Origin of the sequence: Arcicella rigui (assembly GCF_034929435.1) — a bacterium.
Lineage (GTDB): Bacteria > Bacteroidota > Bacteroidia > Cytophagales > Spirosomataceae > Arcicella > Arcicella rigui.
This window is the reverse complement of record NZ_JAYFUM010000011.1, coordinates 80,545-105,912: the sequence shown is the minus strand read 5'-3', so window position 1 is coordinate 105,912 and position 25,368 is coordinate 80,545. Positions and strand designations below refer to the sequence as shown.

General features: G+C 34.7%; 20 protein-coding genes. 5 read left to right on the top strand and 15 right to left on the bottom strand.

Annotation, left to right across the window (positions count from 1 at the left end):
- Nucleotides 1–71: 71 nt before the first annotated feature.
- From VB248_RS11125 to VB248_RS11115, 3 genes are all read right to left on the bottom strand, one after another.
- Nucleotides 72–1,337, bottom strand: a complete 1,266-nt coding sequence (locus VB248_RS11125) for a sensor histidine kinase (RefSeq protein WP_323296852.1) — start codon at nt 1,335–1,337, stop codon at nt 72–74.
- Entirely contained in the window at nt 1,334–2,014 is a 681-nt protein-coding gene (locus tag VB248_RS11120; protein WP_323296851.1) for a response regulator transcription factor, read from the bottom strand. Before VB248_RS11120 ends, VB248_RS11125 begins: the two co-directional genes overlap by 4 nt.
- 209 nt (nt 2,015–2,223) lie before the next feature.
- Nucleotides 2,224–2,358 carry a hypothetical protein gene (locus VB248_RS11115; RefSeq protein ID WP_323296850.1) on the bottom strand — a complete coding sequence of 45 codons (135 nt, stop codon included), beginning with the start codon at nt 2,356–2,358 and terminating at the stop codon, nt 2,224–2,226.
- Nucleotides 2,359–2,463: 105 nt separating this feature from the next.
- On the opposite strand from VB248_RS11115, the gene htpG reads away from it, so the two are divergent.
- Nucleotides 2,464–4,281 (top strand): molecular chaperone HtpG, encoded by a 1,818-nt coding sequence (gene htpG, locus VB248_RS11110; RefSeq protein ID WP_323296931.1) that lies wholly within the window; start codon nt 2,464–2,466, stop codon nt 4,279–4,281.
- A 269-nt stretch (nt 4,282–4,550) separates the two neighbouring features.
- On the opposite strand, the gene VB248_RS11105 is transcribed toward htpG, so the two are convergent.
- Entirely contained in the window at nt 4,551–4,805 is a 255-nt protein-coding gene (locus VB248_RS11105) for a SemiSWEET transporter (RefSeq protein WP_323296849.1), read from the bottom strand.
- Nucleotides 4,806–4,934: 129 nt separating this feature from the next.
- On the bottom strand, nt 4,935–5,891 hold the full coding sequence (locus VB248_RS11100) for a phosphatase PAP2 family protein (protein WP_323296848.1): 957 nt from the start codon (nt 5,889–5,891) through the stop codon (nt 4,935–4,937).
- Nucleotides 5,892–6,181: 290 nt separating this feature from the next.
- On the opposite strand from VB248_RS11100, the gene VB248_RS11095 reads away from it, so the two are divergent.
- Nucleotides 6,182–6,976, top strand: coding sequence for a hypothetical protein (locus tag VB248_RS11095; RefSeq protein ID WP_323296847.1), 795 nt, complete (start codon nt 6,182–6,184; stop codon nt 6,974–6,976).
- A 297-nt stretch (nt 6,977–7,273) separates the two neighbouring features.
- Here the strand turns inward: VB248_RS11095 and VB248_RS11090 are convergent, their stop codons facing one another.
- The 5 genes from VB248_RS11090 to rsmA form a co-directional block, all read right to left on the bottom strand.
- Entirely contained in the window at nt 7,274–7,600 is a 327-nt protein-coding gene (locus tag VB248_RS11090) for a nucleotide pyrophosphohydrolase (protein ID WP_323296846.1), read from the bottom strand.
- A complete protein-coding gene (locus VB248_RS11085) occupies nt 7,597–7,917 on the bottom strand; it encodes a hypothetical protein (RefSeq protein WP_323296845.1) in 321 nt (106 codons plus the stop codon). The genes VB248_RS11090 and VB248_RS11085 overlap by 4 nt, the downstream gene beginning before the upstream one ends.
- Before the next feature lie 11 nt (nt 7,918–7,928).
- The gene (gene dtd / locus VB248_RS11080) at nt 7,929–8,381 is read right to left on the bottom strand and encodes a D-aminoacyl-tRNA deacylase (protein ID WP_323296844.1); all 453 of its coding nucleotides are present in this window, start codon (nt 8,379–8,381) and stop codon (nt 7,929–7,931) included.
- A 102-nt stretch (nt 8,382–8,483) separates the two neighbouring features.
- The gene (gene mgtE / locus VB248_RS11075) at nt 8,484–9,866 is read right to left on the bottom strand and encodes a magnesium transporter (RefSeq protein ID WP_323296843.1); all 1,383 of its coding nucleotides are present in this window, start codon (nt 9,864–9,866) and stop codon (nt 8,484–8,486) included.
- Nucleotides 9,867–9,915: 49 nt separating this feature from the next.
- The gene (gene rsmA, locus VB248_RS11070) at nt 9,916–10,698 is read right to left on the bottom strand and encodes a 16S rRNA (adenine(1518)-N(6)/adenine(1519)-N(6))-dimethyltransferase RsmA (protein ID WP_323296842.1); all 783 of its coding nucleotides are present in this window, start codon (nt 10,696–10,698) and stop codon (nt 9,916–9,918) included.
- 141 nt (nt 10,699–10,839) lie between these two features.
- On the opposite strand from rsmA, the gene VB248_RS11065 reads away from it, so the two are divergent.
- Complete coding sequence (locus VB248_RS11065) at nt 10,840–14,223, top strand: PAS domain S-box protein (RefSeq protein ID WP_323296841.1); 3,384 nt, start codon at nt 10,840–10,842, stop codon at nt 14,221–14,223.
- Nucleotides 14,224–14,286: 63 nt separating this feature from the next.
- Nucleotides 14,287–15,477 carry a nucleoside permease gene (locus tag VB248_RS11060; RefSeq protein ID WP_323296840.1) on the top strand — a complete coding sequence of 397 codons (1,191 nt, stop codon included), beginning with the start codon at nt 14,287–14,289 and terminating at the stop codon, nt 15,475–15,477.
- A gap of 232 nt (nt 15,478–15,709) precedes the next feature.
- On the opposite strand, the gene VB248_RS11055 is transcribed toward VB248_RS11060, so the two are convergent.
- The gene (locus VB248_RS11055) at nt 15,710–15,967 is read right to left on the bottom strand and encodes a hypothetical protein (protein ID WP_323296839.1); all 258 of its coding nucleotides are present in this window, start codon (nt 15,965–15,967) and stop codon (nt 15,710–15,712) included.
- Nucleotides 15,968–16,157: 190 nt separating this feature from the next.
- On the opposite strand from VB248_RS11055, the gene VB248_RS11050 reads away from it, so the two are divergent.
- Nucleotides 16,158–16,487: a helix-turn-helix domain-containing protein gene (locus VB248_RS11050; RefSeq protein ID WP_323296838.1), complete on the top strand. Its 330-nt coding sequence runs from the start codon at nt 16,158–16,160 to the stop codon at nt 16,485–16,487.
- Nucleotides 16,488–16,493: 6 nt separating this feature from the next.
- Here the strand turns inward: VB248_RS11050 and VB248_RS11045 are convergent, their stop codons facing one another.
- From VB248_RS11045 to porU2, 4 genes are all read right to left on the bottom strand, one after another.
- A complete protein-coding gene (locus VB248_RS11045; protein ID WP_323296837.1) occupies nt 16,494–17,642 on the bottom strand; it encodes an acyltransferase family protein in 1,149 nt (382 codons plus the stop codon).
- Between the two features lie 92 nt (nt 17,643–17,734).
- Nucleotides 17,735–19,243 carry a glycosyltransferase family protein gene (locus tag VB248_RS11040; protein ID WP_323296836.1) on the bottom strand — a complete coding sequence of 503 codons (1,509 nt, stop codon included), beginning with the start codon at nt 19,241–19,243 and terminating at the stop codon, nt 17,735–17,737.
- Nucleotides 19,244–19,307: 64 nt separating this feature from the next.
- Complete coding sequence (locus tag VB248_RS11035; RefSeq protein ID WP_323296835.1) at nt 19,308–20,492, bottom strand: sensor histidine kinase; 1,185 nt, start codon at nt 20,490–20,492, stop codon at nt 19,308–19,310.
- A gap of 27 nt (nt 20,493–20,519) precedes the next feature.
- Nucleotides 20,520–25,331: a putative type IX secretion system sortase PorU2 gene (gene porU2 / locus VB248_RS11030; RefSeq protein WP_323296834.1), complete on the bottom strand. Its 4,812-nt coding sequence runs from the start codon at nt 25,329–25,331 to the stop codon at nt 20,520–20,522.
- Nucleotides 25,332–25,368 lie beyond the last annotated feature (37 nt).

Genomic DNA, 25,368 nt, shown 5'->3' with positions numbered 1-25,368 from the left:
GTCAAAACTATCAAATGAATTTGGAGGAAATTTGAAGACAATGCCTTTGACTTCAAAAAGGGGAATGTTTTTTACCACGATACCTCAAAGGTATGTTCGCTTGTTGCTGCGTTAAATTCATAGTGAAGCTTCAACGCATAACATTCAGCAATTTGTCTGACAATTGCCAAGCCCAAACCTGTGGATTCTGGATGATTGGGATGTTTTACAAAACGCTGGAATAATTGTTCTGAGGCAAAAGGTAATACTTCACCTTTGTTGCTAATTGTCAGCTTGTTATTTTGTAAAGTACAATGAATTGTTCCCTGTTTTTGGTTGTAACGAATAGCATTTTTTAATAAATTTCCAACCAAAATTTCAGCTAAATAAGGATTGATTGAAAGTACTTGATATGCTTGAATGTTTGTGAATATTGTAATTTCCCGATGTTCGGCAAAAGTTTGATAAGTATTCAAAAGGTTCTCCAAAAGCTTACTCATATCTACTTGTACCGCTTCCGAAAATTGATTGTTTTCAATTTTTGTCAAAAGCAATAAAGATTTGTTCAACTGTGAAATTTTTTGAAGTGCTTCGGTTGATTTTTGCAATTCCATTAAATCTTTTTCTGGCAGATTTTCAGACTGTAAAAGCGAGTCTAATGACAAGGAAATTACGGCAATAGGTGTTTGTATTTCGTGGGAAGCATTTTCAGTAAATTGCTTTTGTAAGCGAAATTGTTGACCAATGCGTTCGGTCATTTGTTGAAGTGTTTGGCTGAGTAAATTAAATTCTTCTGTCGATTCTTTTTCAAAAATAGTTTCAGATTGCTTACTGATTTGATAAGCCCGAAGCTTGTCGATGATGCGATAAAACGGCTTCCATAGTTGTCTATAAACCAAGAAGTTGAGCAGAAGCATCAAAAAAATAAGAACTAAAAAACACACTCCGACACCCACTGAAAGTTTAGTGGCGATTTCTTCAAACTCAGCATAAGGCTGTTTTACAGTTACTAAAAAATTATGATAAGGCGTAGCAATGGTAGTTTTTAATACTCTTATCGGCGTAGGTTCATGCAGCACTAAATCAATTTCAGTAGTATCTGTAAAAATGGGTTCTATATTGATATTTGGCGATACCATTTCTACATGCGGATTATCGTCAATATCAAGTAAGGAAATTTGGTTTTTAGGTAATTCTTTTAATTTGCTTTCGACCAATTCTAAATGTGAAACCAAAATCTCATCAATTTCATGAATCATTGATTTATGAATAAACCAATTCAGCGTAAATACGCCTGCAAAAGCGATAAAAAGTGATGCCAAGGATAGGTAAATGGCGGTTTTTATGGGAAGTCTCATGGTTTTTCAGTGAAAATATAACCTGCCCCGTAACGAGTTTTTACGTAATCTGGACAACCTTTTTCGATGAGTTTTTTGCGGAGGTTTTTGATATGAGTATAAATAAAATCATGCGAATCGGCTAAATCCATAGAATCGCCCCAAAGATGTTCAGCAATGATTGACTTTGACAAAATTCTATTTTTATTTGAAATAAAAAACAATAAAAGCTCGTACTCTTTCGCCGTAAGTTCTACGATTTCGTCATGAATGTTTACTTGTTGATTTTCGGGCGAGATACTTATTACATCGAAAGTGATTTTTGTTTTTCCATCAAACAATCTTCTTCTGAGAACAGACTTAATTCTGGCGTTGAGTTCTGCCAAGTGAAATGGCTTTGTGAGATAATCATCTGCCCCCAAATCCAGTCCAGTCAATCGGTCATCTAATGAGTTTTTGGCAGAAACAATGATGATTCCCACCGACTTATTTCGTTTCTTCAAATCTTGGATTATTGCTAAACCATTGCCATCGGGTAGAGTAATGTCAACGACCACACAGTCGTAATCATAGTCATTTACCTTTTCGAGAGCTTGCTGAAAAGTACTTGCCGATGAAACAATATTGCCTTCGTTTTCTAAAAACCGTTGCATCGAAGCCAGTAAGGAAGGTTCATCTTCAATAAGTAAAATTTTCATATTTAATGATTGATTTTGGCTACAAGATAGGGAATGATTTTGTAGAAAATCTGAATTGAATCGAGAATCCAAAATGATTTAGTAGAGCCAACAAAAAAACCTCGTAGGTATTAGCTACGAGGTTTTAGCATTTGATGTGTTAGTGTACCGTACTATTATAATTGCACAATACAAAGTTGATGAATATTCATGACAACTCAAATACGTATTTATACCTGTTTTGCAGAAAGTCGTACTTCAACGTAGTAAATGTATAAATACGCTCCTGCAAAATAAATGGTACGAAAGTCTATTTTTCCCTTTTTAAACTGAATTTTAGCATATTCAAGTAGCTTTTTGTACATAGCTTCATGTCAATTTGGCATTTTACTTTTACTTGGAACTGTATTTGCAAAGTCTATCAGCACAAAAATTAGATTTGTTTTAAGCTAAAAAATGACAAAATGACTATGCAAGAAAAAGGTAATATCTCGATTCATACCGAGAACATTTTCCCGATTATTAAAAAATTCCTTTATTCAGACCACGAAATTTTCCTTCGTGAGTTAGTGTCAAATGCCGTTGATGCTTCACAAAAAATTAAAAGATTAGCTTCAATTGGTGAGTATGCTGGTGAGTTGGGTGCATTGAAAGTGACAGTTTCTTTCGATAAAGAAGCCAAAATTATCACAATTTCTGATGCAGGTTTGGGGATGACTGCCGATGAAATTAAAAAATACATTAATCAAATTGCTTTTTCGGGTGCTACCGAATTCGTAGAAAAATACAAAGATAAAGGTGATGAAAAAGCCATTATCGGACACTTCGGTTTAGGTTTCTATTCTGCTTTCATGGTGGCAGAAAGAGTTGATATTATTTCAAAATCTTACCAAGAAGGTGCAGAAGCTGTAAAATGGACTTGCGATGGTTCAACTGAATTTGAAATCTCAGAGGCTACTCGTGAGGCTCGTGGTACTGACGTAATTCTTCATATTGCAGAAGATTCTTTAGAGTTTTTAGAAGAATTTAAAATCAAACAAATTCTTGATAAATACTGTAAATTCTTACCGATTGAGATTGAATTTCAAGAAAAAATCATCAATAATCCAACGCCAATTTGGGCAAAATCTCCTTCTGAATTAACAGACGAAGATTACCTTAAATTCTACGAAGAGCTTTATCCATTCTCGGAAAAACCTTTGTTTTGGATTCACTTGAATGTTGATTATCCTTTCAACTTGACGGGTATTTTGTACTTCCCGAAAGTGAAAAATGAATTACAGTTACAGCGTGAAAAAATTCAATTATACAGCCGTCAAGTATTTATTACCGACGAAGTAAAAGACGTTGTTCCTGAATTTTTGATGTTATTGCACGGGGTAATCGACTCGCCAGATATTCCTTTGAACGTTTCTCGTAGCTTCTTGCAGGCTGACAGCAACGTGAAGAAAATTAATTCTTACATTACGAAAAAAGTAGCGGATAAATTAGCCGAATTGTTCAAAGCTGACCGTAAAGGTTTTGAAGAGAAATTTGAGAATATCGGTCTTTTTGTGAAGTACGGAATGATTTCAGATGAAAAATTCTATGACCGTGCAAAAGATTACTGCTTGCTCCAAAACGTAGATGGCAAGTACTTTACCTTGAACGAATACGCAGAATTTGCACAGGAGAATCAAAAAGACAAAAATGATGACGTAGTTTACTTGTACGCAAGTGATGCAAAAGCCCAAGATAGCTTCATTCAGTCGGCAAAGAAACGTGGTTATGATGTCTTGAAATTAGATTCAGTGTTAGACAATCATTTCATCAATCAATTAGAGACAAAATTGGTAAAAACCAATTTAAAAAGAGTAGATGCTGATACCATTGAAAAACTAATTGACAAAGGTCTTGCCCTTGAAGTGGTACTTTCAGAAACTGAAAAAGAAACAGTGAAGAAAGTATTTGAAGAAGTGATTAACGATAAATCAAAAGTGGTAGCTTTAGAAGCAATGCCAGTGGACGAACTTCCTGCCATTATTACTCAAAACGAGTTTATGCGTAGAATGAGCGATATGGCACGTGTAGGCGGTGGCGGAATGGGAATGTTTGGGGCGATGCCAAACAATTATATTGTTTCGGTGAATGCCAACCACGCTTCTGTTGCTAAAATTCTTCAAACTACTGATGCAGAAGAGCAGAAAAAATTAGCAAAACAAGTATATGATTTGGCATTATTGTCGCAAAATATGCTTACAGGTGCTGATTTAACAGCCTTTATTCAAAGAACTGCTTTAGCATTGTAGGTTTTTTAGATGAAAGACACAAGAAGCAAGATAAATGACTTTAGGACTTTTGTTTTTAGCTTTTAAATGAAAGACTTTAGATTAAAAAACAACAAAGCCCATCCTGTAAAGAATGGGCTTTGTTGTTTTTTATTATTAATCGGTAAGATAAAATTCTTGTGTGTTAGCTCTTTTGTCTTTCTTCTTTTATCTTACCTCTTGTATCTTGATTCTTTAATCTTGATTCTTGTATCTTTCTTACTAAATCTAAAATTCTAAATATTGGTGCTTTACACCGATTTTCTGTATTTGTATTTAAAGAACAGAATAACCAATGAAAGCAACAATGTAATGGCATTTGCGGCAATTACCGGAACAGCGTTTGTGCTGATGCCATAGACTAACCAAAGTGTTACACCAAAAGTAAATAAAAGGAACATTGCTAATGAAATGTCTTTTGCAGATTTTGTTTTATAAATCTGAATTACTTGCGGCACAAATGCGATGGTAGTTAATACTCCTGCAAAATATCCTAAAGTTTCCATGATTGTATGTTTTAATTTCAAGACAAATATAACGGAAATGTTATATAAATAACTAATTTGAGGTTATTTTTCTTGAAAAAATACAATATTTTACATGGAGAGTAGTAAGATTTTCTTCAATGTTTAATCCTATAAAGGCATGATGTATTTTATCATGGGCTTTTTTAGAAATAAGTTAAACAAAAAGATACTTAGCATAGCACAAGCAATCCCACCGATAACGTCAATCACATAATGATGATTTGAGTAAACGGCTGAACACCAAATACCTACGCAGAAAAAGCTAAAACCGAAAGTAATCCATTTATTCTTTAGTTTCATGGCATAATACAGTACGATAAGTGGATACGCCGAATGTAAAGAAGGCATGGAAGCAAAAACGTTGGCATTGATTTGATACAAACCTTTGAAAATATCTTTTCCAACAATGGCATCGAAATACTTGAGATTTCCCATGTTTCCCATCATGTCAAAATTTTCGACAAAACCATACTCTGCCACATACCAAGGTGGAGCGGCTGGATAAATGTAAAAAAAACAAAAGCCCAGAAGGTTTACAAATAAGAAATTGTTGGCAAAAGAATAAACCAAGAGTTTATCTTTAATAAAAGCAAAAACGCCAAACAAAAACGGTACGGGAATCCAGTTGATATAGAAAAAACCTGAAAGAAAATCAAAAATTGGTTTGTGGTATTTGCTTAGGTATTCGTTCAAGCTGATTTTTACACCGTTGTCGTAAATACCAAAAAGATACTTATCAAGATTATAAACTTCCTGAATATGTACGTGATTGACGGTATAGTTTGGCACTAAACGCATAGAGTCGTAGAAAACCCAAAAGATAGCAAAAGGAAACATCGACTTACAAAAACTACGAGTAACTCTGTTGAAATAATACAGAGAAACCACCAAGTAAAATAATATCCAATGCTCTACTCTGAACTGAACTACGCCAAAAAACCAACCGAAATAAGCTGCCGCAATACTTAGACTGAGAATAGTGTTGTCGATGGTAAACCGTTTAAAATCTTTATTTTCTTCAATGGCCCAGAAGCCTTCAAAATTAAATTTGTCTTTAAAACTCATAATGTTGATTGATGTGGTAGCTTTTAATGGCAGAAAAATACTTTTCTCGAAATTAGAGAACAAAGGTATTTCAAAATCATCAATAAAAACGAAATGGCGACATTATTGCCATAAATTTACTTTAATCGCTAAGGTTTGAAGGGTTGACAAAAGTTTATCACTGAGAAAAATCATTGTTTGTGAGTATCTACAAACGTATTTTGCTACTCATAATGAGCTTTTTGTGGCGAATCAATTGATTTATTATCGCTTAAATTTTATTAGCTTTGAAGCATTAACCAAAAATAATCATGAAAAAAATATCATTGTCGTACTTATCATTTTGTAAAATATCCCTTTCACTTTGTGTCGGAGTACTTTTTGTAGCTTGTAGTTCAAAAAGCACACAGGAAACAAAAAGTGCTGATTCTGTAGTAAATACTCCACAAACTATTGTTGCAAACACTACGCCAGTGGCTGAACAATTGTATTTAGAGGACGTACTTGCTTGCGAAAACTTTGAAGGACTCGTAAAAAAATATGGTGCTGAAAATTTGAAAAAAGAAGTAACCATCGAAACAGGTGAAGGACAATTTAAAGTAACAAAATTATTTCCTGACACCGAGAAGGAAGTAGAAATTTACTGGAAAGATGGCAAAGCATATCAGCAAATTCAAGATGCTTTGGTAAGAGTACATGAAACTGCCGATAAAAAAATGAGTTTTAATTCGCCGTGGAATGCCAAAGAAGCGGGTGTTCGTCTGGGAATGCCTTTATCAGAAGTAGTACAATTGAACGGAAAAACATTTACGATTTCGGGCTTTGGCTGGGATTTGGGAGGAAGCGTTGTGAGTTGGGAAGGAGGGAAGTTGGCAAGTAAAAACCTTATGGTTGGTTTTAATGATTATTCGGACAATAACGGAGGATTGAGTAGTGAAGCATTCGCTGCTATTTCTGGCGAGATGGAGTTTGATGTGGTGCATCCATCAATTAAGCAATTAAATCCAATTGTCGATAAACTTTCAGTTTTCAAGAAACCAGAAATCACAAAAGATTTAGGACAAAAAATGGTAAAAGAAGTAGAAGCGAAGCAGGTGAAGAAATAGCCTTTGGCTGTAAGCTTTGAGCTATGAGCTTTGAGCTTTTTTATACTTGAATAAAAAAGCTCAAAGCTCAAGGCTCAAAGCTCAAGGCTCAAAGCTCAAGGCTCAAAGCTCAAGGCTCAAAGCTCAAGGCTCAAAGCTCAAGGCTCAAAGCTCAAGGCTCAAAGCTCAAGGCTCAAAGCTCAAAGCTCAAAGCTCAAAGCTCAAAGCTCAAGGCTCAAAGCTCAAGGCTCAAAGCTCAAAGCTCAAGGCTCAAAGCTCAAGGCTCAAAGCTCAAGGCTCAAAGCTCAAAGCTCAAAGCTATTTCAGCTTTTCATTCTCCAAATGCCGAGTAGCATCTCTCTTTGTTTTTTTATCTAAATTCTTCTGTAAAGCCTCTGTCAGATTTACGCCTGTTTGGTTTGCCAGACAAATCAATACAAATAGCACATCCGCCATTTCGTCGCCCAAGTCTTTTGCTTTATCTGATTCTTTTTCAGACTGTTCTCCGTATCGGCGGGCAATGATTCTGGCTACTTCGCCTACCTCTTCCGTAAGCATTGCCATATTGGTTAGTTCATTGAAATAACGAACGCCAATGGTTTTTATCCAGTTATCAACCGTAAGTTGAGCTTCTTCTATTGTCATTTTTGATGAATGGTTTTCTTGAAATAACTACCCATAAAGCCACCAAACAAACAAGGAAGTGGCGAAATATAAGTAGAAAATTGATTGATATTTGGGTGTTTGGCTTCGTAGCCTATCAATTGGGCAATGAAAAATCCTGCGAAAATCCCGATTGTCAATTGTATAGCCGAAATCCAACCTTTTTGTGGTTGTAAATATCCCAAACCTATTGCAGAAATTAAAATAGCAAATAGCGGTAAATGCACAACATCGGCATTGAGATTGATTGCCAGAATAAGCACAGTAGCCAAAAGTGCCAAAATACTATTGCGTAACATAAGAACTGATTTTAGATTTTATTTTTTGAATCAATGAGTATCGTTACGGGGCCATCGTTTACCAATGAGACTTTCATATCTGCCCCAAATTCTCCCGTTTGAATTGCTTGACCTAAATCTTTTTGTAATTGTTGAATCATACTTTCGTACAAAGGAATCGCAATTTCAGGACGAGCCGCTTCGATAAAACTCGGACGATTCCCTTTTTTGGTACTTGCGTGTAAGGTAAATTGACTAATCAGTAAAATATTGCCATTCACTGATTTTAAATCAAGATTCATTTTGCCGTCTTCATCCGAAAAAATTCGCATTCCAACAATTTTCTTAGAAAGCCATTCTACATCTTCTTGCGTATCGTGATGAGTAATTCCTAATAAAATTAAAAAACCCGTTTGGATTGCTCCTTTTATATTTCCTTCAATCGAAACCGAAGCTTCTGAAACTCTTTGTATGACTGCAATCATTTTAAAAATTATGAGTGATGAATTATGAATTATGTTCATATTTCGATTTAAAAACTGCTTACCAGTATTTTAAACTAAATATTGTTTCACTCGATTAATTACTTACATCAATAAATAAACAATTAATAGATAAACGCCATAGCCCAATAAATCGTTGGTAGTAGTAATAAATGGCCCAGACGCTATGGCTGGATTGATGTCTAATTTATTCAAAACCAATGGCGTTATTGTTCCCATAAAGGAAGCTAAAAGTACTACCGTAAACAGCGATAACGATACTGTCAGCGATAAATCTACATTTGCTCCATCCACAGCCAACGAACCTAAAAAGGCGACTATCCCTGCTAAAATGGCATTCAGTAAAGCTACTTTTAAAACTTTCAATAAACGTTCGCTTAAAGGAATGTTTATACCAGATTTATCCGCCAAACTTTGTACAATCAGCGATGAAGACTGAATCCCCACATTTCCACCCGTTGAACCAATCAAAGGAATAAAAGCGGAAACTGCGGCGGTGATTTCGATGATATTACCCAAACTTGCAATCAGTTTTGCCGCCAAAAAGCTACCAAACATTCCGATAATCAACCAAGGCAAACGTGAACGAACCAAACGCCAAACGCTATCGTCTTCTTCTACATCTTCCGAAATACCCGTCATCGCCTGAACGTCTTCTTGTGCTTGTTCGGTAATAAAATCGACCACGTCGTCAATTGTGATTCTTCCCAACAATCGCCCTTGAATATTTACTACTGGCACGGCATCTAAATCGTACTTTTGCATCACGTCGGCTACTTCTTCGCCTTTTGCTGTCGTTTTTACCGAAACAATATCTTCGTCATAAATATCTGCTACCTTCGAGCCACGCTTTGCCAAAATGATTTTCTTGAGTGATACTCTTCCCAATAAAATACTTTCGTCGTCCACTACATACACGGCATACACATTTTCAACATCTTCGGCTTGCCTTCTGATTTCCTCAATACATTCCGTAACCGACTGTTTGATATTGATTTTGATTAACTCTTTTTGCATCAAACCGCCCGCAGAATCTTCTTCGTAGTGCATCAAATCATTCACAAAACGAGCTTGCTCACGGTCTTTCAACAAACCAATAATATCTTCTGAAATCTCTTTAGGTTGTTCGTTCAGAATATCAACGGCATCATCAGAATCCAATAAATCTACGTACTCAGCAATTTCTTTTGAAGTAAAATTCTTCAAAAACTTCTTGCGGTCGTCGGGGTCGAGGTTGGTAATAATTTCCGCTCCCAATTTTTTATCCAACAAGCTCACCAAATAATGTGCTTCTTCTCCATTCAATTCATAGAGAATATTGGTAATATCTGCTGGGTACAAATCTTCCATTTCAGCCACGATAAACGCTTGGTTTTGTTCGCTGATGGCAATTTGTAATTTTTCAAGATATTCCTTTGTTAGTTCAAAGGGAGTCAGTTCAAAGGGTTGTTGATTATTGGTTTCCATGCGTTGTTGATTGCCCGCAAAAGGCTATTAATATAAGAGGCTTTCGATGCTATTCGATAATCGGGCTGTGTTCTGCCGAAAGTCTGGTCAATTCAAGGAAATCACCCACAGACAACTGTTCTGCACGCTTATTTAAGTAGGGGTTTTCGGGTAATTGTAAGGCTCTGAGTGCATTTCTCAAAGTCTTTCTTCGCTGATTAAAACCCATTTTTACAATGGCTTTAAACTTACTTTCCGATACTCCTAAGTCTGTTACATTATTTCTTTTCAAGCGAATAACACCAGAATTTACTTTTGGTGGCGGTGAAAATACTTCTGGTCCTAATGAAAAACAATATTCAATATCATAAAATGCTTGGAGTAAAACACTTAGAATGCCATAGTCTTTATTACCCGGTTTTGAGGCAATTCTTACGGCTACTTCTTTCTGAAACATTCCTGATATTTCGGGTATAAAGTCTTTATAATCAAGTACTTTAAATAAAATTTGAGATGAAATATTGTAAGGAAAATTTCCGACGATTCCGAATTTTTTCCCTTCAAAAAAAGTAGATAAATCTAAATGTAAAAAGTCGGCTGAATGAATTCTGCCATGCAAAGCTGGGTAATGAATATTGAGGTACTCTACCGACTCACGGTCGAGTTCTACTACCGAAGTTGTGTATTCTTTATGTTGTAATAAAAATTGCGTGAGTACGCCCATGCCCGGCCCGATTTCAAGTACTTGGTCGTAGCCACCGTGTCCAGACATCAACTCTACTATCTTTTGTGCTGCTTCAAGGTCTCTTAGAAAATGTTGTCCTAAACTTTTTTTAGCTCTTACGTCTTTCAAGGTTTCTTTTGTTAATTAAGATTGAATTAATAAAATCAGTGTAATCAAATGATTTTATTCCTTAAAATTACGCTGTTTTTTGTACTTTTAAGATAAAATTACGGTAAAATAGCAAAGGAAAATAACCAAGAACAAATAACTATGCGTTGGTCTCATAAAACAAAAGAAGAATTAATCATTGAAATTCGCCACCTTAAAAAAGAATTGAGAGTTTTAGAAGCTAATGAACGTGCAGGCGAAATGCCTCTTTCGATGGCCTCTGAATTGGAAAAAGCGGTTGAAAATTTGAATCTGGTGGGAATGGTGATGGAAGACAATGGAACGATTGTTTACTGTAATGCTTTTGCTGTCAAAATGTTAGGTTACCAGCCCGACGAACTAATCGGGAAAAACTTTTTTGAAATTTTAGTACCTTTAGAAGAACGAGAACAAAGAATTTCGTCTTTCAAAGAGGCAATGGATAAAGGTGGTTTGTTCGACCAAAAAGAGAGAACGATGCTCACCAAGTCTGGACAAGTACGCTATGTTGAACTAAATTCTACAATTTTCAACGATGCTGGCGAAGAACTTCGCTATTTAACCATCATTGGTGAAGACGTAACCGAGCGAAGAAGAGTTGCAGACGCTTTGGCGAAATCAAATGCTCAGTTACAAGACTTAATCAGTAACACTACCGACTTAATTCAAATCATCAGTATTTCAGGGCGTTTTTTGTATGTCAATAAATCGTGGTTAGAAACCATGGGTTATCATTCCGACGAACTTCCTGCACTACGCTTGAAAGACGTACTGCATCCAGATTTTGCCAATGATGCTTTGCAAAAATTTGAACGAGTAAAAAATGGAGAAAAAATTCCTGATTTTGAAGTAGTTTTTAGAAGAAAAGACGGACGAAGATTGTACTTGGCGGGTTCAGTAAACTGTCGTTTCGAGAAAGAAGTACCAACGGCTTTTCGTTGTATTTTTCATAACTCAACTGCCAAAGTACGTGCTGAACGTGCTTCAAAATTATACTCAAGTATTGCCCAAGCCACGATTCGTTCTACCAATCTCGATGATTTATACGTCAACATTCATAAAGAACTTGGTGAAGTAATCGACGTTAAAAACTTCTTTATTGCCCAATACGATTCTGATAAATCCTTTTTGTATTTCCCGTATTATGTAGATGAGTACTTTGACAGTAGAGTAAACTTTACTAAGCGAAAGCTTGGAAACGGACTTACGGAGTATGCCATTGCAGCCAATCGTCCTTTGATTCTTAGAGATGAAGATATTTTTAAATTGGCAGAAGAAAAAACAATTTATCTCTACGGCGTTGTACCCAAAGTAATGATTTGCGTGCCTTTACGAATTGGAAACAGAGTAACGGGAATCATCGGTTTGAAGTCTTACGAACGTCAAAATAAGTACGAACAAAGAGATTTAGAATTATTAGATTTTATTTCTGGACAAGTAGCTTTGGCAATTGCCCGAAAACAAGCCGAAGATATTTTGGCAAGAGAAACCGCCCGATTGAATGCCATCATCGAAGGTAGCTCGCACTTAATGTGGTCGGTAAACCGTAAAATGTTATTGACTTCATTCAATAAAGAATATGCTCAATTGATTGAAAACCAGTTAGGAATGAAGCCACAGTTGATGTTGAGTACTGAAAAAGTTGGTTTTAGAATGGTTTCGGCGGCTGATAGAAGAGTTTTAGAAGAAAAATACAAAGCTGCTTTTCAAGGGCAACAACAGCATTTTGAAGTAAAACTGGATTCAGATACGGGCGATTCCAACTGGATTGAGATTTATTTGAATCCAATTTTTCTTAATAATGGTATGATTGAGGAGGTTTCGGGGATTGGACGAGATATTACGGATTTAAAAAAATACCAGCAAGACATAGTAAAAGCCAAAGAAGAAGCCGAACGTTCGTTGAAAGTAAAAGAAAGATTTTTGGCAAATATGAGCCACGAAATCAGAACGCCAATGAATGGAGTAATCGGGATGATTGATTTATTGAATGATACTGCTTTGGATGTTGAACAGAAAGACTACGTGCAAACTATCAAGAAATCATCTGAAACGTTATTACATATTTTGAATGATATTCTGGATTTGGCAAAAATTGAAGCTGGAAAAATGGCTCTGCACGAAGCTCCTTTGGTTTTCAAAGATGTTTTCGACCGTTTGCAGGCACTTTTCTCGCAAATTGCAGCCAATAAAGGCAACAGAATTATCTGCGAATTTGGCGAAAATCTACCGCAGTTTGTCATTGCCGACGAAACTCGTCTTTTACAAATTTTATCGAACCTTACTTCTAATGCCTTGAAATTTACCGAAAATGGAACGGTAAATATTAAAGTAAATCTGGTAGAAAAAAGAGGAAAGTTCAACAGAATTAAAGTAGAAATCAAAGATTCTGGCATTGGTATTACCGAAGAAAACTTAAAAATGCTCTTCAATGCTTTCCAACAAGTAGATAATTCTACCAAAAAATCTTTTGGAGGTACAGGCTTAGGTTTAGCTATTTCCAAAGAATTGTGTCGCTTGATGAAAGGAGAAATTGGCGTTCACTCCGACTGGGGCAAAGGTTCTACTTTCTGGTTTATCATCGAAATTAAGCAAACTGACATTAGCCCAATGATGGCTAAAAAAGAAGATGCAGAATTTCAGGTAGTTGGACATTTCAAAGATATTACGCCATACATCCTATTAGTTGACGACAACGCTACCAACCGAAAAGTAGCCAGCGAAATTATGCGAAAAGCAGGCTGTGAAGTAGTAACTGCCGACTCAGGAAAGAAGGCAATTAGTTTGGTGGAAGAGTCGCTTTCGAGTCGTCCGTTCCAAGTAATTTTTATGGATATTCAAATGCCAGAAATGGACGGCGTAGAAACCACACAAAATTTAAGAGAACTATCAGACAATCTACCGCCAATTATCGCCATGACGGCCTATGCCATGAAGGAAGATAGAGACCGTTTCTTGGCGAATGGCATGAACGATTATGTTCCAAAACCAATTCGAGCAGAAATTTTGGTTAGAAAAGTACGTGAGTGGATTGAAAAGAAAGTAGAAAGTAAGCCAATCAAGAAATCGAATAGAATAAAATCGGAAGTTCAACAGGGAATTATCAGAAAAGAAGAAGAAGTAACGGCGGCAAATCTGACGGAATCTATCAGACAACAACTCAAGGTTTTACCTGTACTTGATGATGAAATTATAAAACAACTTGCCAGTAGTGTAGGCGACGATATGAGTTTTGTGAGTTCGATTTTAGAAGGTTTTGAAGAAGAAGCAACCGACCAAATTCATAAAGCCATTGAAGGTTTCCATGCCAGTAATTGTAAACAAGTACAAAGTGAATTACATACTTTGAAGGGAAATTCGGGTACTCTGGGAGCAGCCCGATTGCATGAAATTACCAGAATCATCGAAGAAAAAGCAAAACATTGTGATTTTAAATACTTTGAACAAGAAGTGGTGATTTTGCAAGAAGAATTTGAGGCCTTCAAACTTGCGTATAAACAACTTTAGAATACCATTAACAAATTATAAATTTCATCATCACAACATTACAATTTAACAAATCAATCTATTATGCGTATAACAACTCGTATTCAATTAATGCTTATGATGTTCCTTATGTTTAGCACATGGGGAGCATGGTATGGACAAATGGGCAAGTACCTTTTTACATCTCTTCATGCCAGTGGCGACCAAATAGGAAGTGCTTATGCTACTTTTTCTATCGCTTCTATTGTTGCACCATTTTTCGTAGGCTTAATTGCTGACCGTTACTTTGCAGCTCAGAAAGTAATGGCTGTACTCAATCTAATCGGAGCGGTAATTTTATACTTTTTGATTCAGACAAAAGACCCAGATACTTTTTTCTGGTATATTTTAGCTTATACATTGACTTTTGCTCCTAATTTGGCTTTGTCGAATGCTATTGCCATGAATCAAATGCAAGACCCAAGTAAAGAATTTCCAGCGATTCGTGTAATTGGTACTGTGGCTTGGATTGTTATTACAAATATTATTGGTGCTTACGGATTTGGTGATAAAGTAACCATTTTTCAATTAGCTATGTTTACGTCTGTGGCTTGGGGAATTTATGCTTTTACTTTGCCTAATACTCCACCAAAAGCTACTGGTAAAGCAACGGTTGCACAAATTTTAGGTACAGACTCTTTTGTACTTTTTAAAGATAGTTCTTTTTTGATTTTCTTTATTTCATCTGTTTTGGTATGTATTCCACTGGCATTTTATTATGCTCATGCCAATCTGTCGTTGACGGAATCACACATGACGAATGTTGAAAATAAAATGTCACTGGGGCAAGTATCTGAGGTATTGTTTATGCTTTTAATTCCTTTTGCATTGCAGAAATTTGGCATCAAGAAAATGCTTATTGTAGGGCTTATTGCTTGGATAATTCGTTTTGTATGTTTTGGTTATGGCGATGGTATTTCTTCTGAATGGATGTTGTATTTGGCTATTGTTCTACACGGAGTTTGTTATGACTTTTTCTTTGTAACTGGGCAAATTTATACAGATAACAAAGCAGGAGAGAAAATTAAAAATTCAGCACAAGGCTTAATTACTTTGGCAACTTATGGGATAGGTATGGGAATTGGCTCGCTTCTTTCTGGAAAAGTTCTATCAAATTACACGAATGGCGAAGTGCATGACTGGACTTCTGTGTGGATGGTTCCTGCTGGAATTGCTGCCGTTGTTTTGGTATTATTTGTGGTATTCTTTCATGATAAAAAGCAAGCAACCGCATAATAGATTTGCGTATAACACCAACGGTTTTATGAACTGTTCATCATAAATAAGTCATTATCAGCCTATAAAAAGCTTACCTAAAGGTATTTTAGCAATTTTTCATTAAAATAGACCTATTTACTTGTAGTGTATATATAAGTAAATAGGTCTATCATAAGCAAACATTGTTAGATAGCGTTTTGGGTAAGCTTTTTTAGGTAAAATATACTAAATGAATGAAGAAATTCATTCTCTATTTAGCTGAATTATTTTGCTGGGATTTATTTTTTCGTTCAACATCTTCTACGATTTTCTCCATTAATTCGGTCAGTCGTAAATCAGAAGAGCGAAGTTTAAAAACATTATCCATCAACCTTGCACCCTTTAGGCTGTCGTATTCAGGGGCAATCAGGATAATTCTTTGTCTCCAGTTGTTCGGTAGAGAGTCTTTACAAGCCTTAATCCGATTTTTAAGTATTTCGGACGTTTTTTTTAGGTCGTTTAGTGGCATATACTTACAAAGCGTTTATATTTGTAGCCTAACAAAAAATGTTATACATTTTTTGTTATACAATGGCTCAAATTTGATGGTTAGTTATAGAATATTAACAATACAAAACTATAATTATATGAGTATAACTCAAAATCAACAAGCATAAAAAATTTAACTAAATTAATTATTAAACACACACTGAGATATTATGAAAAGAATTGAAGACAGAATTAGAGTATTAATTGTTGAAAGAGGGCTTACTCTTCTTCAGCTTGCAAATCAGTCAAACATTACTGAGGCTACTCTGCATGCGATTTTGAACAGAAATGATGCCAAGTATTCACAGCTTAAACGTATAGCTGATACTTTAAATGTTAGAGTTGCTTATTTGACTGGCGAAACAGATATTCCGTCTATGTCGGTTGTACAAGAATCAGAAGCAGGCTACGTTGCTTTGAAAGCAGATGATGTAATTGCCATGCAAAAGCAAATTATTGAACTTCAAAACAGACTTTTACAGTACAATCACAATCAGTAAATGTTATTATCGGTTGAAACGCTCTTTTAACCTAAGTAGTGGGGTTTCAATAAAACGGAATGACAACTCACAAACAAGAATAGTTAAGCCTATTACTAAAACATATAAAAGTCCATTGAATACAGGAAGGCTTAAAGATGTTCCCCACAGATAATGTATTGCATTAATACAAAATACAATAATGGCGGGATGATAAATATAAATACCGTAGGAAATCTTTCCTAAATAATGAATAATTGGCGTTTCAAGGTTGATAATTGTTTGTGGGTTTACGGCTACATTCATGATAAAATAACAGAAGAAAAAACCATGAAATTCTAAATTAAAGCCCGGTAAATAAAAATTTGTTCCTATCAACAACGCCAGTACTGAATACACAATTACTTGAGTACTTTTCTTGAATAAAAAATTTAAGATTTTTTCTTGCTTTGAAAATACCAAATATGCTCCAACACCACCAATCACCATCGTTAAAATCCTGAATTGACTAAAAAATAGTGCTAAACCATCGTAGATACTTTGTTTTGTTGTAGCTGGTAAGTCACTGACTTTTAGAAGATAGTACGATGCCGAACCCACAACGAGTAAAAATACAAGTACTACTTTGATAAATGCTTGAAAAGGATTTTTTCGCTTGATAATCCACGGCCAGATAGCATAAAATTGTTCTTCAATGCCTATCGACCAAGTTTGAGCACACAAGTAAGGTGACCTAAAGAAAACGAAACCAAAATTGGGTAGAAAAAGTAAGAAAAATGTAAGTCTTTTATAAAAGTTGGAATCATAGTAAAAGTCGTCTCGTTGTGGGTCTCTGAAAAGGGGAATTTCTGGAAAGACAAAAAAGCCCAAAATGACAATGATAAAGTATAATGGCCAAATTCTGAGGATACGTCGAATATAAAAATTCTTAGTGGAAATTTCGCCTCTACGGCTTTTTTCACTTAATAATAAGTACGTAATCAAGAACCCACTTAATACAAAAAACAAACCTACGCCTAATTTTCCCATATTTTTTATGACGAAAAATGTGTAGATATTGTCTATTTCCATCATGTATTTTACTTGTTCGGTATGGTGTATAAGTACAGAAAAAGCTGCAATAAAGCGAACTCCATTGAGGTTAGGAAAGTAAACAGACTGATGAGTATTTTGCATTACAGAATTGCGATTTAGTAATAATGGGTGTTGTTGAATAAATCAAAAGAAAGTATAGGTAGCATATCTATACTTTCTTTTTTACATCAGGTTTATTTTTCAATTCGATAAATAAACCATGTTTCATTATGGTTGTGCGAAGGATTCAAGACATAAGCAATGTTATCAATAAAACTTGGCTCTATGTCTGTTTCATGTTTTAGTTTCGGAAATACTTTCTTCATTAGCTCCAATCTTGCTTCTAAATCCGAATTTCCGACCATGATTAAGTAATTGGGATATATTTTTTTGCCAGTTTTCAGCTCATTAGGCAAATCTGCCAATTTTTCGGGCGTATCAATTTCGTAATAATCCAAACGTTTGTGTAAGTAAAAGAGTGCTACGGGCTGTGAAGCTTGGAAATTTTGAATGACAAAGTTTTTCAAATCTCCTTTTTCTCTAAAATAGTTCATACTTTCTACTCTCGAACGCTTGGTGTATGTTACCGAAAGCACGCAAAGTAAAATAGTATTAAGTACGATAAACCAAGAAACTAAAAAATTGGTAGTTTTTCTAAACCATTTTTTATCTTGAAATGCTTCATAAATATCTCTAAAACCAATTACACCCAGTATCAAAATAAAGGGGACAAACGGTAAAATAAAGCGTTCTTGTTTGTTGGGATAATAAGAGTGAAAAACAAAGAAAAACAAGGAAGCCAAAAACAACATTCTTCTGTTTGGCGACTGTGTAAAGGTTTTGAAGTAACCTACAAAAAACATTAACGACGGAAAAGCCAACAACAAACCCGCAATTGTACCAATATAACGATGCCAAGGTCCGTTGGGGTAAATTTCAATATTTTTTGAGTTGGCATTAAAAGTAAAGTAAGCTTTGATTGAAGCAATAGGATTTCCCCAATAAACGTAATCAAAAAGTCCTTGAGTCAGGAAATAAAAACCTATAAATGCCAAACCAAAAAGAATTGCCTTTTGCCAATTTGCTTTACTGAGAAGCCAAAAAAGTCCAACACTAAATGGAACAAAAATGATTTGATAACGAAAAACGAAGGAAATTACAAACCACCAAGCAGCTAAAAGAACCGATTTTTGGTCTAAAGGTTTCTTAACTGCAAAATAGCAACCCATTAATAAGGGCGGAATACATACAAATTCACGAAGATTGCGAACCGACATAAACGGGAATACCCAAAAAGTTGCTAATAATAAGGCTACAATTTTAGCATCGTTCGTGCGATTACTTAGGCGTTCTGTAAGTTTATAACCATAATAAATACTTAGCAGGGAAAATAATCCATTAAAAACCCGAGCAAAAAACATTTTTGTCTCTGGATTATAACTGCCAAACCACTCGCAAACCCCGAAAATAATATAATGAATGTAAGGATAAATCAAGCTGAATAGATAGGCTTCGCCATTTACCAAAAAGTCTTTTGTGAATGGCGAATCTATTTTATCTAATAGGTTCTGAGCCATCTCCACTACTTCATAATGGTCGTCAGTAAAAGCATATCCTTTAGAAAAAACTATCGCCAAAAGCCTAAAAAAAAGACCAATGAATATGATTTTCTTGAGATTTAAAGAATCTAAGTATTTTTGCATGAAGATATTTACTAATAATTATTCAGTAAAATTAGGTAATTTTCAAGGCAAAAAGAAGTATTGGCTAAGTGTCTAACAGAATTCTGAAAGTTGTTCCCTTATTCAGTTCAGAGTGTTTTACGAATAATTTACCATCGTGGTAATTTTCTACAATTCTTTTTGCCAAAGTAAGCCCCAAGCCCCAACCACGCTTTTTGGTACTGAATCCTGGTGTAAATACCTTGCTAAGATTTTGTTTAGAAATTCCTTTGCCTGAGTCGCTGATGTCGATGGCAATCTTATTATTTTTGGTTTCACTCAAGGTAATTTTAAGCGAGCCAACGCCACTCATAGCATCTACGGCATTTTTACAAATGTTTTCAATCACCCATTCAAATAAGTAACGATTGAGTTTAACGGTATGATTAACAGTGAGTTGATTGTCGAACGAGAAAGCAATTTTCTTTGAAATTCTTTTTTGTAGGTACGACATAAAAGTTTCTATCGTCTCAATAATATTCTCTTCTTTCAAGACAGGTATCGAGCCAATATTCGAGAAACGAGTTGTGATGGTATCTAAACGGGCAACATCTTTTTCTAACTCTTTTACAATTTCGGGGTCGTAACTGGGGTCACTTTTAAAGTATTCGACCCAAGCGGTAAGCGACGAAAGAGGCGTTCCCAACTGGTGTGCTGTTTCTTTTGCTAAACCAACCCAAACCTGATTTTGCTCTGAACGACGTGACGCATCAAAAAATAAATAAGCTGCCAAACCAAAAATCAACACAAAAACTAATTGAAAAAGAGGATAATATCGTAGTAAATTCAATAAACGTGAGTTTCCATAATAAATATATTCTTTGTGAAACTCCATATCTAATTCAATAGGCTCGTTTTCATCTTGCATAATTTCTGCTAATTTCTGCCGCAAAAGTATTTGCTGGTCGTGGTAGCTGAGGTTACGAGGCATTTCGATATTTTTTGAAGAAAGATGTCCGTTGCCATCTTTTAAAATCATCGGAATCGTATTATTCTCATTTGACTTTTTGATTTTTTCAAGAAAAAAATTTACATCTTGACTAAGGTCGCTGGTCATGGCATAGTTGAGTGATTCTGCAAAAAGTTCAATTTGCTCTTTCTCTCTTTCTTCTAATTTTGAAACTATTTTATCGGTAAAATACAATGAAAATAGGCCAACAATGACACAGAATACCAGAAACATCACTTTCCACCAAGTGTTACGACTGTAAATATCTACTGATAAAATCATATTATTATTTTTTCAAATGAATAAAGTTTAGTGCAAAATAATCAATTTTCCACAAGTACCTAACGCCAAATCTACGGCTTTATTTCTTAAAATTAAACGATAAAAGTATGTTCCCGATGGTAAGTAATTATTGGAAAAATCTTTGGCATTCCATTGTATTTGGTTGAAGCCAATTTTTAAGGCTTGACTAAGTACCGAAACTTTTTTGCCTTGAAAATCAAAAATTTCAATCGCAAATTCCTCAGGGATTTCATCTTTAATTTGAAAACTAAATGCTGTTTGTGAAGAAAATGGATTGGGTGAAACCTGCCAATTGTCTAATACTTGTTTAGAAAAATTCCTAAAAGAAATTTGGTAAGGAACAGTACCAGTATAATTTCCTGCAACATCCTGAGCTTGTACACGCAAAGTCAAAGTATCGTTTTCTGATAAATTTTGAGGAAAATAGTCTATCAAAAAAGTATTTGTAAGGCTATCACTTTGCCAAGTAATGTCATTTTGACTAAAAAATATCTTTTTGAAACTACAATTTGAACAGACCTTTAGCTGTAAATCAATGCCATTTGTGTCTTTTTTAATGCGGAAACTATTTTCATCTTTTATACTAATTTGAATCAAAGGTTTTGACGACACAAGTTCATATTGCTGAATTTGCCGACCATCGAATGTTACCGACAAAATTGGATTTGTTCTATCAGGTATTACTTTAAAAGCACTAAAAATAGTATTGTTTTGGTAAGATTGTTCTGGTATTATTGCTGGATTGAATGTAAGTGAAAAAGTGTTCTCGCCTAAGAAACCTGCTGTTTCAATCGGTACAGTGATGTGTACAGAATCTTTTTTCATTAAAGGTCTTACTTTAAAAATCTTTACTTCATTTTTTTTCAAAACCATATTTTTCAATACCTGACGGACTACGATTGAATCTGTAAAGTCATGATTTGAAATATTTTTGAAAGTAGCTTCAATCTTAAAATTTTCATATTCTTGTTTGTCACTGATTGTGATGTTTTCAGAACCAACAATTCCCTCTGGCGAACTCAGATAATGAACCATTAATGATTTTAACTGAGCTACTTCATCAGAAAAGTCATTGGTTTTAAGACGAATTTTTATTTGTAAATAGGGGAATTTTTTAGCGTCAATATTACTGATATTAAGGGATTTTTGTTGAATATTTTCGTAAAGAAGGAAATTTTCTCCTTGAGAATTGATTCCCAAAATATCAAAAGAAAAAGCTTGATTGTTCTTCTGGTCAATGTCCAAAACAATATCTTGCCATTCATTTGCTGCTCCGATAACTGGTGAAGTAATCACTCCTTCGTTGAAATTATCTTCAATTGTAAAGTTTTCTACGTGTAAAATCTGCGTATCGCCACGCTTTTTTGTATCTGGAAAGAGTTCTAAAAGAGCCTTTTTTGCTCCTTTTCTACCGATGACTAAAAAAGGAGAACCTTTACTTAGACTTTTAAGTTTAGCAGTATCAACGCCGATGGCTGAGAATTTTTGCCGAAATTCTGCCGACCAATTTGGGTACTCTAAATGTCCAGAATTCCAAAGCATTACATAATTTCCGTACTCAGTTGAAGCAAAATAATCTTGTAAATCAGTAGAAAAATTTTCAGTGGAAAGATAATTGACGGCATAAGGAGCATAGCCACAAACTAAATTTGGTATCACCGAGTACGGACGCAATGCCCGATTAAAAGCGACTGCATTGAGGTTGTACCAAGGATAACAAACTCCGTCGCTTATCAAAACTTTGTCGTTCAACGTCACCCAATTTGCTCTGTGCGAACGTGCTACACCGCTGTTTGTTCCATAAATTTTGGCTGAAATTGTGATGTTATTTTTCTGAAAAAGCCATTGGTTATTTTTAAGATAAACTCGCTCATCAGTGCTTGATTTTGCTAATTGTGGAAAGCTAAATTGAGCAAATCCAGTGGGACTATTTCTAAGGTATAAAAATGAATTTTCAATCCAATTGCTCCCTTCAAATTTTACTCGCCAATAATAAACAGTGCTGTCTTTTTCTAATATTTTTTGATTGATTTCTAAGAAGTTTTGATGTGAGAAAATAATACTTTTTTTATATTGAGATTGAAATAAGAAATTGGTATCTAATTCAAAAATAACATTTTTGATATTTATGTTTTGAGGTATTTCTATTTGAAAATCAATATTTTGTTGGTTAATGATGTCAAAATTTTTAGGGTAAAGCAAACGAATATTTTGCGTTGTGAAATTGTATTCTGTTTTGGCTGTATTATTATTTTCTTGTAGCTCAGAAATTGTACTGTCTGCATCAACTGTTACTTCAAAAACATTGTTCCCTTCACTAAAAGATGGTTCACTAGGAACATTAAAATAGAGTGTATCTTGATACGAAATAGGTTTTTGAACCATATTTCTGAAAAGCTCAAATTTGCCATTAGGATAACTTCTTTTCAATTGAATTGCGAATGGTGTATGGCTGATTTTCCCTACATTTTTAATGATAATACCAATCTTTAAAGTGTCAGAAATTTCGGTTTTATACTTCAATAAAATTGATGAATTATCTACAGAAAAATCTGGTTTTGAAGCAGGAAAGAGTACAATTGCTGGGTCGCCTTGTAAGGTGAACTGTTGGGCATTAGCAAGTTCAAAAGCTGAGTTCGGATACTTTGTTAGATAGCGATGAATACTTTTCTGCATAACTGTTCCAAAAGGCTTGTCGAACGAAAGGCTGTCTTGAAAAAGTGTTTGAAAGAGTGTTTCTGAGTAGGACTTTAGACTAAATGAATAACTCAAATAACTATGTGCTAAAAATAAAATCGCTCCACGTTTGGGAGTGTTTATCCAGTCTGTTCCAAAAGAATTTTGTGTGGCAAACAAATCGCCAGCATTGCAACCGTTGACCAAAACAAAAGGATATTTTCCTTGATTTTTGTAACCAAACAAATCATTAGAAACATAGCCAATGTCCATGTCGGTTTGTTGTGAAGCCGAATGACCAAACAGAGAAATCATACCAATTCCCTGATTTATTTTTTCGGTAACATTGATAAATTCTGTGGGATTATCCGTCTTTTTACTGAGGAGTTCTACTTTGTGTCCAAGTAATCCATTTTCAGCAATTGTCTTTAAATCAAGACTATAATCTTTAAAAGTATTGAGTTCAAAAATACTTCTTCCTCCCGATAGCATTAAGGCTTTTTTACGCCATAAATCGCTCATTCCTTCTGCTTCGTGTTCTTTTACTTTCTCTAAATAATCTAAAATTGTTTGTGGTTTGTTTGTAGATAATCTTCCTATTGAAAAGGCAATTTTTAGGTCATTTAAATCCATCCCAAAAGGAATATCTCCGCATGGAAAACCCCATGTTGGCACTAAATCTAAGGAATAATCTTGTGGATTTTTTCGAGCATTTTGTGGATAAGTAGCTGTACCGATTAAAAATACAAATTGTGATTTTTCCGTGTTTTTCATAAATGATAAAAACCGCTGAATTGCCAGTGGACTTTTATCCCCGAACGTAAAAAAGTTATATAAATAATCTGTCGTTACACATAAAGTGTCATAATTTCCTCCCTTTTCAGAAGCTCGATAGGTAGCATATTCTCGGGCAGATTTTAATAGTTTTTGATGCGTAATAATCAAAAAGTTTGCTTTGTTTTTTGGAAGCGAAGAAAAGTAAACTTGTTCAATAGTATTAGGCTTTTTTATCTGATTACTCACTAAAATTGTTCTTCCTATGCTTTGAAAAATAAGTAGAGAATCGTTTTGAAAGTCAATTTTGATAGGATGAAATTTGTCGGAAATATCATAAACGAAAGCATTTTTCGGCGGATTTAGAATACTAAGTTGGCGATTACTTGTGACATTATCTGAAAAATGAAATACCTTTTCCGATAAACCTTTCATATCAAGACGCTGAGGATAATTAATTTTCAAAAATGCTACTGAATATTGGTCATTTGCTGTGTTTGAAAGTATTGAAATTTTGACTTTTTCAGTAGAAAAATCAAAGGTTTTTTGGTAGTGTTTGGTAAAGAAATTTTCAAAAGTTAGACTATCTTTTATGCTGTCATTGATGGAGATTTGTAATTGATGTTTGCCTTCTGAACGACCAAAAAATAAGATTTCAATACTTGATTTCTGCAAAGGGTCATTTATGAAATTTTTAAGTTGTACTTCAAGAAATAGTGGAATATTTGGCTTCTGGATTTCGCCTGTAAAACCTTTGCCAAAACTATAATTACTGTTTAAAATACCCGAAGAAAGTGACGAGCCAATCGGCTCAGGCTGACCCTCTGCAAAAGATGAAGTAAATACTTGTAGAACTTCATCTCTGTGAATTACTGTTGATTTTAGATTTAGAAATGCCGTTTTTTCTTGAGTAATTATTCTTTTATTTTTCTGATTTTCAGTGGTATATGTAATAAAATAGGAAGCTGTATCCGAAAATAAATTATAGTAATGATGTGCTTGGGCGTACTGAGGTTGATACAAAAGTGAATCTAAAGTACCATCGTTGGGTTCGGCATAAAATTCAAGATAATCTTTTGCTTGAAATTGATTTTCGATGGCAGTGTGAGTGGAAATTGCTACTTCTTTTCCATGTCTGAATACTTGTATTTTTTGGGGATTTACGTTTTCGGGGAAACCAGCTTTTTGTAGTGATTCAAAGCTGATTTGGTGAATACCCTTTTCGGTAATTTTAACTTTAAAATACTTTTGGCTTGGATTAATCCATTCATTGCCAAATACTTGTGCTGTTATTTCCAGTTTGCCAAGTATGAAAAACAGTATTAAAAAAATCAATACCGTCTTGTAGATTGTAGTGAATTTTCTCATATTTTTATCAGTAGAAATCTACCCTAAAATACAAAAA

Excerpts from the sequence above, each read along its gene's own strand:
- VB248_RS11115 (WP_323296850.1), bottom strand. The coding sequence starts at position 2,358 with ATGTACAAAAAGCTACTTGAATATGCTAAAATTCAGTTTAAAAAGGGA.
- htpG (WP_323296931.1), top strand. The coding sequence starts at position 2,464 with ATGCAAGAAAAAGGTAATATCTCGATTCATACCGAGAACATTTTCCCG.
- VB248_RS11100 (WP_323296848.1), bottom strand. The coding sequence starts at position 5,891 with ATGAGTTTTAAAGACAAATTTAATTTTGAAGGCTTCTGGGCCATTGAA.
- VB248_RS11085 (WP_323296845.1), bottom strand. The coding sequence starts at position 7,917 with ATGTTACGCAATAGTATTTTGGCACTTTTGGCTACTGTGCTTATTCTG.
- dtd (WP_323296844.1), bottom strand. The coding sequence starts at position 8,381 with ATGATTGCAGTCATACAAAGAGTTTCAGAAGCTTCGGTTTCGATTGAA.
- VB248_RS11105 (WP_323296849.1), bottom strand. The coding sequence starts at position 4,805 with ATGGAAACTTTAGGATATTTTGCAGGAGTATTAACTACCATCGCATTT.
- VB248_RS11125 (WP_323296852.1), bottom strand. The coding sequence starts at position 1,337 with ATGAGACTTCCCATAAAAACCGCCATTTACCTATCCTTGGCATCACTT.
- VB248_RS11050 (WP_323296838.1), top strand. The coding sequence starts at position 16,158 with ATGAAAAGAATTGAAGACAGAATTAGAGTATTAATTGTTGAAAGAGGG.
- mgtE (WP_323296843.1), bottom strand. The coding sequence starts at position 9,866 with ATGGAAACCAATAATCAACAACCCTTTGAACTGACTCCCTTTGAACTA.
- VB248_RS11120 (WP_323296851.1), bottom strand. The coding sequence starts at position 2,014 with ATGAAAATTTTACTTATTGAAGATGAACCTTCCTTACTGGCTTCGATG.
- VB248_RS11035 (WP_323296835.1), bottom strand. The coding sequence starts at position 20,492 with ATGATTTTATCAGTAGATATTTACAGTCGTAACACTTGGTGGAAAGTG.
- VB248_RS11095 (WP_323296847.1), top strand. The coding sequence starts at position 6,182 with ATGAAAAAAATATCATTGTCGTACTTATCATTTTGTAAAATATCCCTT.
- VB248_RS11090 (WP_323296846.1), bottom strand. The coding sequence starts at position 7,600 with ATGACAATAGAAGAAGCTCAACTTACGGTTGATAACTGGATAAAAACC.
- VB248_RS11040 (WP_323296836.1), bottom strand. The coding sequence starts at position 19,243 with ATGCAAAAATACTTAGATTCTTTAAATCTCAAGAAAATCATATTCATT.
- VB248_RS11065 (WP_323296841.1), top strand. The coding sequence starts at position 10,840 with ATGCGTTGGTCTCATAAAACAAAAGAAGAATTAATCATTGAAATTCGC.
- VB248_RS11055 (WP_323296839.1), bottom strand. The coding sequence starts at position 15,967 with ATGCCACTAAACGACCTAAAAAAAACGTCCGAAATACTTAAAAATCGG.
- porU2 (WP_323296834.1), bottom strand. The coding sequence starts at position 25,331 with ATGAGAAAATTCACTACAATCTACAAGACGGTATTGATTTTTTTAATA.
- VB248_RS11060 (WP_323296840.1), top strand. The coding sequence starts at position 14,287 with ATGCGTATAACAACTCGTATTCAATTAATGCTTATGATGTTCCTTATG.
- VB248_RS11045 (WP_323296837.1), bottom strand. The coding sequence starts at position 17,642 with ATGCAAAATACTCATCAGTCTGTTTACTTTCCTAACCTCAATGGAGTT.